Source organism: Paraburkholderia unamae (assembly GCF_003096875.1).
Taxonomy (GTDB): domain Bacteria; phylum Pseudomonadota; class Gammaproteobacteria; order Burkholderiales; family Burkholderiaceae; genus Paraburkholderia; species Paraburkholderia unamae.
In genome coordinates, this window is record NZ_QEOB01000044.1 from 21,517 (window position 1) to 34,429 (window position 12,913).

Sequence of the window (12,913 nt, forward strand, 5' to 3'; positions counted from 1 at the left end):
GTCATTCCTTGAGCCGGCGCGCAGCCACGCTGCGCAGCATCCGGTAAAACAGCGCGGCGATCACGAGCGCGGCGATCACGCCGCCGAGCAGCAACAGCATGGGGTGTGAGGAAAGCACCCAGCGCACGTATTCGAGCGGCGTGAGCTTGCCGACGTAATAGAAGTTGCCGTTCGAGGTCACCGTGACCGAGCGGCCGTGAATCACGGCCATCGCGCCCTGCACCTGCGGCAGCACGTCGGCGTCGAGCAGCGCCGAGGCCATGTCGGCTTCCGGCGCGCCGGGCGAGGTGATCAGCGCGACCACGCTGCGGCCCGGCTTCAGCGGCGACTCGAAGCCCGCCATCAGCGCGCTGCCGCCGTTGCTCACGAGCGAGAGATCGGCGCGCGCCGTGGTGCGCTCGACGCCGTGCGGGCCGTGCCACCAGTCCTGGAACTGGTACACGGCGTCAGTGAGCGTGAAGCGGCTCGTGCCGCCGTCGCTCGAAAACGGCATCGACTTCGCCCAGCGCGAGAGCAGCGGCTGACGGCCGGGGCCACCGAGCACGATCAGGTCCTTGTCGGCGAGCGTGTCGACGTCGGCCGCGCTTGCCACCGTCGCGCCCGTCACCGGGTAGCCCGTCGACTCGCCCATGCGGCCCATGGCCAGCAGGAACAGGCTGTAGTCGCCGCCGGTCGGCTCGTCCGGCAGGATCACGGCCGTCTCGGAAAGGTCGGCCATGCGCGTGAACGGGAAACCGCTGTTGGCGAACGCCGCGAGGTCCGGCAGCGCCATGTAGTGCGGGAACGACGAGAGGTCGATGGTCGAGTCGGGGTCGATCGTGCCTTCGACATCGCGCAGCAAACGCCCCGAGCATTCGCCCGTGTCGGGGATGTCGTAGAAGTAATGCAGGCGCAGTTGCGCGCGCGGCGTGAGCAGCAAGGGCGGAACATGGACGATGCGGCGCGCCGCGCCCGTCGAGTAAGCCACCGCGCCGAAGCGGCCGAGGAAGCGGTTGATGCTGAAGCGTGACGGATTTTCGGCCGGAATCTGCAACGCCTGCACGAAGGTGTTGTTGACGCTTATGTTCAGCGACGAGCGATCGGGCCGCGGCCGCACGGTGTAGCGGTAGAACAGGTCGATCGGCGCGCCCTTCGTGTTCCAGGTGAAGACATCCGGCGGCACGTGCAGATTGATCGAGATCGGACCGGCGTCGTAGCCCGTCACCGTGAGCGCGCGTTCGTCGGCGAGTTCGCCAAAGCGCACCGGGCGGTCGGAGGGCAGCCAGTTCGGGGCGTCGTAGGGCACGCGCGGCTTGAGCGTGGTGAGCTGGCCGATCGTCACGCTCGTGCCCGAGAGCGTGTTCTGGCCGAGCGCGAGCGCGCTCGCGGCCGTCTTCAGCTCCTCGCTGTTGCGCCCGAGCACGAGCAGCAACTGGCCGCGCGCGGGCGCGGCGCGCTCCACCACGGCGAGCGTCGGGCCGCTCACGGGCGGCAGCGTCAGGCCGTCCGGATGCGAGTCGGCGAGCGCGAACACCACGGCGTTGCCCGAAAGCGGCGCGCTGCCGACCTGCGCGGGAAAGAGCGCGCCGCGATAGCCCGCGAGCGCGCCGAACCACGATGCGAGCGTGCCGGCCGCCTCCAGCGTGCCCGCGTCGGGCTTGTCGGCGAACACGAACGGCAGCTCCAGCCGGCGCACGTCGCGGCGGTCGAAGAACGGCTGCGGCAGCGCGCCCAGGTTCGGCTTTTCCGGCAGCGAGGCGTAGGTGAGATCGAGCGAACTCGCGTTGCTGAGCGTCGCCCACAGCGTGGAGTTGGCGGGATCTTCGCAGCGGCGCGTGTAATGGCCGATCAACTGGACATTCAGGCGATTGAACTCGGTGATGAAGCGCGGATCGAGCGCGATGTCGCGCGCGATCGTCGTGCCCGCCTGCGCTTGCGGCACCGGCAGCGTGGCGGCCACTTCGCCGTTGATCAGCACCTTGAGCTGCGAGAGGTCCGGCAGCAGCGCGGGCGAGTAGCTATAGACGAGATGCAGCGTCGCGGCCGTCACCACTTCGTCGTTGCGCACCGAGAACGGCACGCCGTTCTGCCCGTCGACGCCGCGCAACTGCAACGGATCGATCGCGCCGAGGTCGGCGAAGGTCAGGGTCTGCCGGCGGCCGCCCGGCACGAGCGTGCCCGGGTTCGCCGTGGTGGGTGCGCGCACGCCGAGCAGCTTTTGCTGCCCCGGCGTGAGCGGCGGCGTTGGCAGGCCGAGAGCGGGCTGTGCGCCCGCCTGGGCGTCGAACACAGTGGCCGCGCCCGGCGGCGGCACGGCGCCGACCGAGGTCGCGCCATCGGCCGCGCGAGCGGCGGACGGCAACGGCACGGTATCGGCCGTAGCAGCGGTATGGGCCGTCTGGGCCGTATGGGCCGCGACGGATGCGCCAGGCTTGCCGTCCGCCGCCACGGCGAACGGCAGGCCGCACAGACCAAGCGCCAGGCCACACGCGAACACGCTCGCGAGGCGCGCTCGCGAGGGTGAAAATCCTCTCCCTTTCTTCATCTGCCTTAGCTGTCTTTTTGTGCGGTTCGTTTTGCGCCGCGCGTGGCCCATGCGCGGAAGTCGCCGTAGAGGTGTCCGAAGAATCCGCCGATGCCGTGCGCCCCCGCGAGCCACACCTGCGCGAGCGCGCGCAGCGGCCTGTCGGGCTCACGGCCCTGCGCCCAGCCGCTCCAGGCGTCGGCGCGCGAGAACGTCGCATTCACGAAGTTGAATTCCTGGTCCTTCGACATCTCGACGAACTGGAGCCCCGCGCGCCCCGGCTCCGTGAAGCTCACGGTCGCCCGGAACGCGTACTCCTCGTCGCCGCGAAAGAGCGACACCGTGACCGGCTCGTGCAGCGGCACCGAGATGTTCTGCGGCAGCTTCACGCCCACGCCGCCCTCGGAGTAGTCGAGCGTCTCGCAGGCGAGCGTGCGCCCGGTACCGAAGCGCAGCATCACGGGCATCGTCATCGCGACGCGGTGCACGGAGCGCACCTGCTTGCGCTCGTTGGCGGCGGCCATGCTCGCGCCGAGAATCAGCGAGTTATAGGCGGTCCATGCGAGATTGAGGATCGTCGTGTTGACCTCGCTCGTGACGTGCCAGTACGCGTGGATATGCCAGATGCCGAACCCGAAGCCGAGCAGGTTGAGCAGCAGCAACACGAGGTAAGGGCGGGAAATCGCCCAGTCGAAGTAGTTCTCGGCGATCTTGCCGCCCTTGGCCGTCACGTTGAACTTGCCGAGCCTCGGGTTGATGAGCGCGAGCAGCGTGGGCGCGGTGATGTACGAAGCGAGCACCGACTCGTAGACCTCGGCCCAGAACGAATGCCGGAACGCGCCCTGCATGCGCGAGTTGGTCACGTTCGCATGGAACATGTGCGGCAACGCGAACAGCGCGATGGTCGCCGCCGACGCCTGGATCACGTGCGCCCCGAAGAACAGGAACGACAATGGCGCCGTGAGGAAGACGAGACGCGGCACGCCATAGAAGAAGTGCATCATCGCGTTGAGGTAGCACAGGCGCTGGCCGAACGAGAGCCCCTTGCCCAGCAGCGGATTGTCGACGCGAAAGATCTGCGTCATGCCGCGCGCCCAGCGAATGCGCTGACCGATATGCCCCGAAAGGCTCTCGGTCGCGAGTCCCGCGGCCTGCGGTATCGCCAGATAGGCCGTGGTGTAGCCGAGACGGTGCAGCTTGAGCGCCGTATGCGCGTCCTCGGTCACCGTCTCCACGGCGATGCCGCCGATCTCCTCGACCATCGAGCGGCGCAGGAGCGCGCACGAGCCGCAGAAGAACGTGGCGTTCCACAGATCGTTGCCGTCCTGCACGAGACCGTAGAACAGCTCGCCCTCGTTCGGCACCTTGCGGAACGTGCCGAGGTTGCGCTCGAACGGGTCCGCGGAGAAAAAATGGTGCGGCGTTTGCAGCATCGACAGCTTCTTGTCGCGCAGGAACCAGCCAAGGCAGACCTGAAGAAAGGAGCGCGTCGGAATGTGGTCGCAGTCGAAGATCGCCAGGTATTCGCCATTGGTGATCTTGAGCGCCTCGTTGATGTTGCCCGCCTTGGCGTGGCGGTTGTGCGAGCGGATCGTCCAGTTGACGCCCACTTCCTCGCAGAACGCCTTGAACTCGGGGCGGCGGCCGTCGTCGAGCACGTGGATCGAGAGCTTGTCCGCCGGGTAGTCGAGCGCGAGCGACGCGTAGATCGTCGGCTTCACCACGCCGAGCGGCTCGTTGTAGGTCGGGATGAAGATGTCGACGGTCGGCCAGTCCGCGCGCGAGGCGGGCAGCGGCACGGGCTTGCGCCTGAGCGGCCACGCGGTCTGGAAGTAGCCGAGCAGCAGCACGAGCGCCGCATAGAGTTCCGCCGACACCAGCAGCAGGCCCCACAGCGCGTCGAGCGGGCGCGACCAGTAGGTGGTCTCGGTAAGACGCCAGTACATGTAGCGCCCCGACGCCAGCACCGAAAGCATGATCATCACGAGCGTCGCGTAGCTGCCTTCGACGCGGCGAAACAGCAGCGCGCAAATGAAGCAGCAGAGGGCGAACGCGAGTTGCTGGCTGTTCGCGAGCGGCACCGTGAACACGAAGAACATCGCGCCGAGCGAGAAAATCGTCAGCACGACGGCGACCGGCTTGTTGCCCCAGAAGCGCGCGTCGGCGAAACGTTCGAGGCGCGAAGCGGCCTTGCGCGGCGCGAACTCCGGCGCACAGTCCGGCGCGCGAGCGTCCTTGCGCACGCTGCTCATGCGTGGCTCCTGCGCGCGAGGACCGGCGCTTCGAGCGCGCCCAGCAGCCACCGTCCCAGCTCGCGCAGGTCGGCGGCGGCCTGGCACATCGTGTCGTAGTGCACCACGGTCGTATTACAGGCGAGCGACTCGCTCACGCCTTCGTCGTCGTGGACGACGCCGGGAAACATGTGCGGGCCCAGCATGCCGCGCAACACGCGCAGCACGTCCTTGTTGAGCTGGCGCGACTGGTCGACCTGATTGACCACGTAGCCCTCGCCGAGAAACTCGGGCCGCGACGCGGCGTAGATGTCGATCATGCGCTGCATCTGCGGGATCGCCGCGTAGGAGGCGGCGTCCGCCAGCACGACGTTGATCGCGAAATGCGCGGCGCCGAGCGCGGCGCGCGTGTACGCGGACGAACCCGGCGGCGTGTCGACGATGACGATGTCCGCTTCGCCGAGGCGCAACGTCGCGAGGCCTTGGGCGAGCCAGTGCGGCGTCTCGTCGAGATGGCGCTCGAACAGGTGCTGCTCCTCCTCGATCAGCGCGCCGAACGGCAGCACAGCCACGCCGTCGCTGCCTTCGAACATCGCGCTGCGCCAGGATGCGCCCGTGAACGCCGCGCGCGAGAGACCGTCGACGCTGTCGAGCGCGCCGCCGAAATAAAGGCGCAGCGAGTTCTGCGGATCGAGATCGACCGCCGCCACGCGGCGGCCCTGCGCCGCGAGCACCGCGGCGAGGTTGGCGGCGACGGTCGTCTTGCCAACGCCGCCCTTGGCCGACACCACACTCACGACTCTCATGGCCCGCTCACTCCCTTGCCTGCTTCCCTGAGAAACCACGGTCGGGGTGACGAACCGGCGTGGTCCTGTGCTTGCGTTTCGGTCCGCGATTCTGACCGCGTTTCTGACCGAGCTTCGGCTTGCGTCTGCTTGAGCGCGCTGCCGCGCAGCCGCGCGAACAGATCGTCGAGGCGCTCCGGGTCCTGGGGCGCACGCGCAGGCAACGCCGCAGGCTGGCCGCCCGCGCCCGCACGCGTATCGCCGAAAAGCCTTTTCAGCGGCGCGTTCGCTGGCGTTGCGCCCGGCTGAGCAATACGCGACGACAAAGGCATTGGTCTGGGCATCTCCGGCGTATCGGACATGGCCGCGCCGGGCTGTGCGAACCCCACGCTCACTGCCGGATTGAAGCGCACGGTCTGCACGGGCGCAGGCGCGCGCGCAGATGCAAGCAAGGCACCGCGATCGTCGGCTTGCGCCGCTTCGTCCCCCGCGCCCGGCACGGGCAAAAAGCGAAACTCGGCGCTCTCGGGCGCGGCGGGCGTTTCCCTCACCAGCACGGGCGGCACGTCGCGGCGCGGCGAGCGCGTGAAGAGGGGCGCGGAGCGGCGCATCACGGCTTGCGAGTCCTCTCTCGCCACAGGCTCTCGCGCAGGCGTGTCGTCGCGCGCGGGCGTGGCGTCGCGATCCGCGTCCGCCGCCGGAAGTTCGACCTGACGCGGATCGATCATGCCAAGCAGCGGCCAGCGGCCGCGCGCCTCGTGCGCCTCGTTTTCCATTCCGATTTCCCGATAACTGGCTGCGTCCCCGCCGAACCGGTCGAAGAGCGCCTGGACGTCACGCGAGGGACTCATAAGATTCACCGCCGAGAAGAGAGCAAGGACGAGAGCCAGGACCGGACGCCGTGGCGCCGGACGCGATGACGGCTCGCCTCACGCCAGCGCGCGCGCCAACTGGAACGCCACGACGAAGCCGTCTTCCGGCGCGCCGGTCTGAACGACGGCGAGATCGGCGGCGCCCATCGCGTCGAGCCATGTCTGATAGGCGCCTTGCAGGAAGGCCGGGCTCCAGGCGAGCGCGTCGCCGCCGAACGCGGCGAGCGGCGCGCCATAGTGGGTGATGCGCAAGGAGTCGCCCGCGTCCGCGAGTTCGACGCAACCCCATTGAATCGCACTCCAGCGGGCATTGATCGCAACGGCGAGACCCGCCGTCGACTCGCAGGGCGGCAGCGGGTGTGCCGCGGCGAAGCGCGCACCGATGCGAAACATCAGCTCGCGCAACTCGTCGCGGCTCAACTGCGATTCGAACTCGGCGGCCAGGGCGCGCAACAGACCGCGCCATTGAAGAGAAAGATGTTGTTCGAGCAGGACGTCGACGACAGTCGGCATGGGCACGCTGGTCCGGTTTGGTCTGAAGGACACCTTAGAACCGTTCAAAAAAGCCCATGAGGGCGGCTTGTTCTTGCGCCGATCGGTGAATGCTCGATGCCTGCGACCTGGCAGGCGGGGCTCGACGGCATCCGCCTCGTGCACGACTGGGCCCCACTATAGCGGTTGCCTGAAAGGGTTCGAAACCGCGTAATTCGCCAAACCTTGGTCTGATTTCGCCATTCGTGCCGGCGCCCTGGCGCCGCTGGCTATTTCCCCGCTGCGCCGCCGAAGCATGCCTCCATCACGCCGAGCAACGCGCGCTTCGCGGGATTGTCGAGGCCGGTGTACGCGAGCCCGATGCCGGCGCGGTGATCGCGCAGATCGAGCGCGCGGGCCACGACTTTGGGCGGCAAGGCCGAGGCGGCCTCGGACGGAATCATGCCGATGCCCATGCCCGCCGCGACCAACGCGAGCATGGTCGTGAATTCGCCCAGCTCCTGGGCGATCTCGAGATCGACGCCCCCGCGCTTGAGCGCGACGAGCAATTCATCATGAAAACCGGGCGCGTACCTGCGCGCCAGCACGAACGCGGGACAGCCTCGCAGATCCGCCGGCCGGATCAGCGCTTGCGCGGCAAGCGGGTGCGCCTCCGGCAACGCCACGACGAAGGGCTCCTCAAGCACCGTGCGGATCTCAAGCCCGGCACTCGCCACGGGCAGGCGTATCAGCCCGAAGTCGAGCTTGTTGTCGTGCAGGGCGGCGATCTGGTCCGGCGTGGGCATGTCCTTCAGTTCGAGCGTCACGAGCGGGTAGCGCTCGTGCATGGTGCGAATGAGGGTGGGCAAGAGCTTGGGCAAGACCGACGAGACGAAGGCGATCCGCAGCGTGCCGATTTCCCCGCGCGCCGAAAGCCGCGCGGTCTGCTCGGCGCGCTGGGCCTGATGCAGCGTGGCACGGGCTTCCGGCAGAAAGAGCCTGCCCGTTTCGCTCAACGCGACCTTGTGCCGGTCGCGCTCCAGCAGCCGCACGTCGAGCTCGTCTTCCAGCGCCTTGATCTGCATGCTCAGCGCGGACTGCACGATGCACAGCCGCTGCGCGGCCCGGCCGAAATGCAGTTCCTCGGCGAGCACGACGAAGGCCCGCAGATGCTTCAGTTCCATGTTCACTCCTGCGGGCTTGTGCCACGAATCGCTGGCACGAATCGTTCCCGAGATTGGTTATCACGAATCATGATAACAGTGTCACGAAAGACCATTGGCGCGATGGCGGCGCTTCGAGTGAACTACGCGTAACGGAGACAACACAGGCGCGCATGGCGAGCGCCGGGAACCATGAACAACGCATTGCAACTCTTCAGCCTGAGCGGACGGCGCGCCCTGATCACCGGCTCCGGGCGCGGCATCGGGCTCGCGCTCGCACGCGGACTGGCGAGCGCCGGCGCGGCGGTCGTCATCAACGACCGCAACGAGCACAAGGCCACCGCCGTCGCCGCGCAACTGCGCGAGGCAGGCTTCGAAGCGGATATCGCGGTTTTTGATGTGACGAAGCGCGACGAGGTCAACGCCGCGATCGACGCGGCCGAGGCGCGCCTCGGCGCCATCGATATTCTCGTGAACAACGCCGGCGTCCAGCGCCGGGCGCCGCTCGAAACGTTCGAAGCCGACGACTGGAACGCGCTGTTGCGCGTGAATCTCGACGGCGCGTTCCATGTGTCGCAGGCGCTCGCGCGGCACATGCTCGCGCGCGGGCGCGGCAAGATCATCAACATCTGCTCGGTGCAAGGCGAACTCGCGCGGCCAGGCATTGCGCCCTATGCGGCCTCCAAAGGCGCGATCCGCATGCTCACCAAGGGCATGTGCGCGGATTGGGCCGCTCGCGGCATTCAGGCCAACGCGCTTGCGCCCGGCTACTTCGCAACCGATCTGAACCGCGCGCTCGTCGACGATCCCGAGTTCTCAAGCTGGATTTGCAGGCGCACACCGGCGGGGCGCTGGGGCCGCGTGGAGGAACTGTGCGGGGCCGCGGTGTTTCTGGCGTCGTCGGCATCGGACTTCGTCAACGGGCAAACGCTCTTCGTGGACGGCGGCCTGACCAGCGTGGTGTGAGTTCACCTCGCACGCCGATCCACCACCCAACAAGAACGAACACAAGACAAAACACCGTCAAGGAGACACCGAAATGCACACACCCAAAGCGAACCGCACGCGCTGCGCCCAGGCGCTGGCCGGGCTGACCCTCGCGTTCGCGGCCTGCGCATCGCATGGCGCCGACTGGATCGTTTCCGGCAACGACGCGAAATATCAACGCGTAGAAGGCCGCGACACCTACCCCGACAACGCGAGGCCCGACACGCTGACGCTGCTCGACGCGAGCCGCTTCCCGCCCCAGGTCAAAGTGCAGGTCGAGGTGGAGAACGGCATCCAGGGGCCGCCGCAGGCCGTCGCGCTCACGCCGGATGCGCACGTCGCCCTGGTCGGCGCGCCGACGCGCTACGACCACGCGGCCCAGAAGCTCCTGATGGATTCGTTCCTGCAAGTGGTCGATCTCCAGGCGTCGCCGCCCACCGTCACGCGCCTCGATCTCGGCAGCCATCCCCAAGGCATCGCCATCGACCGCAGCGGCCGCCTCGCGCTCGTCGCGGGCCTCGACGGCAGCGTGACGGTGCTCGGCATCGAGGGAAACCGCGTGACGCTGGTGGACACATTGAAGATCGCGCAGAAGCGCCTTGCCGGCATCAGCTTCACGCACGACGGCCGCCACGCGCTGGTGTCGTTGCGCGACGAAGGCGGCGTGGCCGTCCTGAATGTCGCCGACGGCCACGTGAGCGACAGCGGCCAGCGTCTGTCGAGCGGCGTGGCGCCCTACACCATCGACGTATCGAGCGACGGCAAATGGGCCGTGGTGAGCGACGTCGGCCTGGCCGGCCTGCCCGCCTACGCGGGCAAGCTCGCGGGCGACGCCGACACCGTGACGCTCATCGACGTTTCGCATGAGCCGTTTCGCGCGGTCCAGCACCTCACCGTGCCGTCGCTGCCCGAGGGCGTGGCGATCTCGCCCGACGGCAAATGGATCGGCGTGCAGGCCATGGACGGTTCGAACCTGACACCCGACAACCCCGGACGCCATGCGCGCGGCAAAGTCGTCCTGTTCGCCATTCGCAACGGTCAGGCCGTGCAGGTTGCCGAGGCGCCGGGCGGAGAAGCCGCGCAGGGCATCGTCTTCACGGCGGACAGCCGGTACCTGATCGTGCAGTTCAACGTCGAAAAGCAGCTTGCCCTCTTCGCTGTCAACGGCGGGCATCTGCGCGACACCGGCGAGCGGATCGCGTTGAGCGGCGGCCCGTCGTCGCTACGCACGATGCCGCGCTGACATCACCACCTGCCGCACATTCGTTTTTATCGTCAACATCCAACGATCATGCCTCACTCGATTCCCACCCTTTGCGGCTCGCTCGCCGGCCAGCCGTTCACGTTCAACGTCAAGGTGCACAACGCCGCGTACCGCGTGCTCGGCGTGGACTATACGTTCGTGAGCTTCGGCGTGGAGGACATCGCCGGTGCGGTCAATGCCATGCGTACGCTCGGCATTCGCGGACTGAACGTCACGATGCCGCACAAACAGGCCGTCATTCCATATCTCGACGCGCTCGACGAAACCGCGCGCGCGATTGGCGCGGTCAACACGATCGACAATCGCGACGGCCGCCTCACCGGCTACAACACCGACTGCGTGGGCGCGGTGCGCGCGCTCGAAGAGGCCACGCCGCTCGATGGCCGCCGCATTGCGCTGCTCGGCGCGGGCGGCGCCGCGCGCGCGATCGCCTGGGGCATGCAACGCGCGGGCGCGCGGGTGAGCGTATTCAATCGCACCGAGTCGCGCGGACAGGCATTGGCCGACGACTTCGGCCTCGCATTCGGCGGCGACCTGGGCGCGTTCGATCCGGCCGCCTTCGACGGCGTGGTCAACGCGACGGCGGCGGGCTTTCGCGCCCCGGACGTCAATCCGTTGCGCGCGCAACAGCTTGCGCCGCATCTGTTCGTGATGGATGCCGCCTTCATTCCCGTGCGCACGAAGCTCATACGCGACGCCGCCGCCCTCGGCTGCCGGGTGGTCGACGGCACGCGCATGCTGCTGCATCAGTTCTGCGGACAGGTCGAGCTGTACACGGGCAAGGCGGCGCCCCTCGACGCCATGAGCACGGCCCTGCTCGACGAAATTGCCCGCGTCGGCTAACCGGCGCGCACCGCAACGAAGCCGGAAAACGGGCCGGAGATTGCGCACCTTGCATCAAGACAAGGGCGCATCGCAATGCCGGCCCGCAGCGGTACCCCATCTGGAGGAGACGAGATGAAACACCCCCACCCCACCGCCGCCGCGCCGAGCGCCGGCCCCGGCAACACGGGCTCGGCCCGGCACGCGGTCGCCACCGCCGACCTGTACCGCGCAGCGTGGGCGGCGTCGCTTGGCAGCGCGCTCGAATACTACGACTTCGCGCTGTACAACCTGGCGTCGGCGCTGATCTTCGGGCCGCTGTTCTTCCCGTCGAGCGATCCCGCCATGGGTCTGATCGCGAGCTTCGGCGCCTACTTCCTCGGCTTTGCGATCCGCCCTGTGGGCGGCATCGTCTTCGGCACGCTCGGCGACCGCTACGGCCGCAAGTTCGTCCTGATGGCGACGATCCTGCTCATGGGCGTGGCAAGCACGCTGATCGGCCTGCTGCCCACGTATGCGAGCGCCGGGGTCTGGGCGCCCGTCCTGCTGGTGGGCTGCCGCCTGTTGCAAGGGCTCGGCGCGGGTGCGGAGCAAGCCGGGGCCGCCGTGCTGATGGCCGAATACGCGCCCGCGAAACGCCGCGGATACTTCGCTGCGCTGCCGTTCATGGGCGTGCTGCTCGGCACGGTGATGGCGGCCGCGATCTACTTCGCGCTGGTGCGCGTGGAGGACATTTCGCAAAGCTGGCTCTGGCGCGTGCCCTTCCTGCTCAGCGCCGTCATCATCGCGGTGGCGGTCTGGATACGCCTGAAGCTCAAGGAGTCGCCGTCGTTCGCGCGGCTCGAAGCGCGCAAGCAGGTCAACGACAGCCCGTTGAAGCATCTCGTCACGCATGCGAAGCCGACGCTCTTCAAGGTCATCGGCCTGCGCATGGCCGAGAACGGCGGATCGTCGATCTACCAGTCGCTCGCCATCAGCTACATGGCGACGGCCACCGGCCTCAAAGGGCCGATCGGGCCGGTCGCGCTGCTGCTCGCGGGCGTATCGGGCGCCGTCGTCATTCCGCTCGCGGGCATGTTGAGCGACCGCTACGGTCGCGTTCCCGTCTATCGCGCCTTCGCCCTGTATCAACTCGTGCTGGCCTTTCCGACCTGGTGGGTGCTGAGTCTCGGCAACGCGAGCGCGAGCATCGCGATGCTTTGCGTCACGCTGGCCGGGGTCTGGGGCATGTTCGCCACTCAGGGCGCGCTGCTGCCCGAGTTGTTCGGCGCACAGCATCGCTACGCCGGTGTCGCCGTGGGGCGCGAAGTGTCGGCCGTTATCGCGGGGGGCGTCGCGCCGCTCATCGGCGCGTCCATCATCGCGTGGGCGACCCTGCGCTGGGGCGGCGCGCAAGGCACCGTTCTCGCGTGGATTCCGCTGGCGGCGTATGTGGCGATCCTCAGCGTGATCGGTGTGGTGACGACGTTTTACACGCCGGAGACGCGCGGCCGTGATCTCGACGATCTGCGCGACGCGTCGGATGAAACGGCGGTGGTGGGCAAGGCGTATGAGCCGCGGCGATTTTAGCGGGGCCTCGCCAACAATCTGATTACAATTTAATAACAGCACGCCTGGGCGAACACGAATTCGTGTCCCGGACAGTTCCCTCGCAATGAGCGACACGTCCACCAGGCGCCCATAACAAATCGCGATATCGTTGCCGTCGCCGATCTTCTCGACATGTCGCTCCGGCGCAATGAACCCGGCGGCTGCATCGGATTGTGGCGGGGGTGCAAAGACAGTCGTGTGCCAGCGCTGCCTTGATCCCGACCG

Annotated in this window: 10 protein-coding genes; 4 read left to right on the top strand and 6 right to left on the bottom strand. The window is 67.9% G+C overall.

The window, feature by feature from the left end; all coding sequences use genetic code 11:
* Position 1 precedes the first annotated feature (1 nt).
* The 6 genes from bcsB to C7402_RS44410 form a co-directional block, all read right to left on the bottom strand.
* Positions 2–2,524: a cellulose biosynthesis cyclic di-GMP-binding regulatory protein BcsB gene (gene bcsB, locus C7402_RS44385; RefSeq protein ID WP_244315099.1), complete on the bottom strand. Its 2,523-nt coding sequence runs from the start codon at positions 2,522–2,524 to the stop codon at positions 2–4.
* 5 nt (positions 2,525–2,529) lie between these two features.
* Positions 2,530–4,755, bottom strand: a complete 2,226-nt coding sequence (gene bcsA / locus C7402_RS44390; RefSeq protein WP_116615067.1) for a UDP-forming cellulose synthase catalytic subunit — start codon at positions 4,753–4,755, stop codon at positions 2,530–2,532.
* Positions 4,752–5,540, bottom strand: a complete 789-nt coding sequence (gene bcsQ / locus C7402_RS44395) for a cellulose biosynthesis protein BcsQ (RefSeq protein ID WP_116615068.1) — start codon at positions 5,538–5,540, stop codon at positions 4,752–4,754. Before bcsQ ends, bcsA begins: the two co-directional genes overlap by 4 nt.
* Positions 5,537–6,370 carry a cellulose biosynthesis protein BcsP gene (gene bcsP, locus C7402_RS44400; protein WP_133254670.1) on the bottom strand — a complete coding sequence of 278 codons (834 nt, stop codon included), beginning with the start codon at positions 6,368–6,370 and terminating at the stop codon, positions 5,537–5,539. The genes bcsQ and bcsP overlap by 4 nt, the downstream gene beginning before the upstream one ends.
* A 78-nt stretch (positions 6,371–6,448) precedes the next feature.
* Entirely contained in the window at positions 6,449–6,904 is a 456-nt protein-coding gene (gene bcsD, locus C7402_RS44405) for a cellulose biosynthesis protein BcsD (protein WP_112178074.1), read from the bottom strand.
* 248 nt (positions 6,905–7,152) lie between these two features.
* On the bottom strand, positions 7,153–8,046 hold the full coding sequence (locus C7402_RS44410) for a LysR family transcriptional regulator (RefSeq protein WP_112178073.1): 894 nt from the start codon (positions 8,044–8,046) through the stop codon (positions 7,153–7,155).
* A 171-nt stretch (positions 8,047–8,217) separates the two neighbouring features.
* Here C7402_RS44410 and C7402_RS44415 point away from each other — a divergent pair, with 171 nt between their 5' ends.
* The 4 genes from C7402_RS44415 (at position 8,218) to C7402_RS44430 (ending at position 12,667) form a co-directional block, all read left to right on the top strand.
* Positions 8,218–8,991: a glucose 1-dehydrogenase gene (locus C7402_RS44415; protein WP_116615070.1), complete on the top strand. Its 774-nt coding sequence runs from the start codon at positions 8,218–8,220 to the stop codon at positions 8,989–8,991.
* A 73-nt stretch (positions 8,992–9,064) separates the two neighbouring features.
* Entirely contained in the window at positions 9,065–10,255 is a 1,191-nt protein-coding gene (locus tag C7402_RS44420) for a YncE family protein (protein ID WP_116615071.1), read from the top strand.
* 48 nt (positions 10,256–10,303) lie between these two features.
* Positions 10,304–11,119: a shikimate dehydrogenase gene (aroE, locus tag C7402_RS44425; RefSeq protein ID WP_116615072.1), complete on the top strand. Its 816-nt coding sequence runs from the start codon at positions 10,304–10,306 to the stop codon at positions 11,117–11,119.
* A gap of 114 nt (positions 11,120–11,233) precedes the next feature.
* Positions 11,234–12,667: an MFS transporter gene (locus C7402_RS44430; RefSeq protein WP_224038726.1), complete on the top strand. Its 1,434-nt coding sequence runs from the start codon at positions 11,234–11,236 to the stop codon at positions 12,665–12,667.
* Positions 12,668–12,913 lie beyond the last annotated feature (246 nt).

Coding starts and splice junctions, on each gene's coding strand:
- bcsB (WP_244315099.1), bottom strand. CDS start 2,524: ATGAAGAAAGGGAGAGGATTTTCACCCTCGCGAGCGCGCCTCGCGAGC.
- bcsA (WP_116615067.1), bottom strand. CDS start 4,755: ATGAGCAGCGTGCGCAAGGACGCTCGCGCGCCGGACTGTGCGCCGGAG.
- bcsQ (WP_116615068.1), bottom strand. CDS start 5,540: ATGAGAGTCGTGAGTGTGGTGTCGGCCAAGGGCGGCGTTGGCAAGACG.
- bcsP (WP_133254670.1), bottom strand. CDS start 6,370: ATGAGTCCCTCGCGTGACGTCCAGGCGCTCTTCGACCGGTTCGGCGGG.
- bcsD (WP_112178074.1), bottom strand. CDS start 6,904: ATGCCGACTGTCGTCGACGTCCTGCTCGAACAACATCTTTCTCTTCAA.
- C7402_RS44410 (WP_112178073.1), bottom strand. CDS start 8,046: ATGGAACTGAAGCATCTGCGGGCCTTCGTCGTGCTCGCCGAGGAACTG.
- C7402_RS44415 (WP_116615070.1), top strand. CDS start 8,218: ATGAACAACGCATTGCAACTCTTCAGCCTGAGCGGACGGCGCGCCCTG.
- C7402_RS44420 (WP_116615071.1), top strand. CDS start 9,065: ATGCACACACCCAAAGCGAACCGCACGCGCTGCGCCCAGGCGCTGGCC.
- aroE (WP_116615072.1), top strand. CDS start 10,304: ATGCCTCACTCGATTCCCACCCTTTGCGGCTCGCTCGCCGGCCAGCCG.
- C7402_RS44430 (WP_224038726.1), top strand. CDS start 11,234: ATGAAACACCCCCACCCCACCGCCGCCGCGCCGAGCGCCGGCCCCGGC.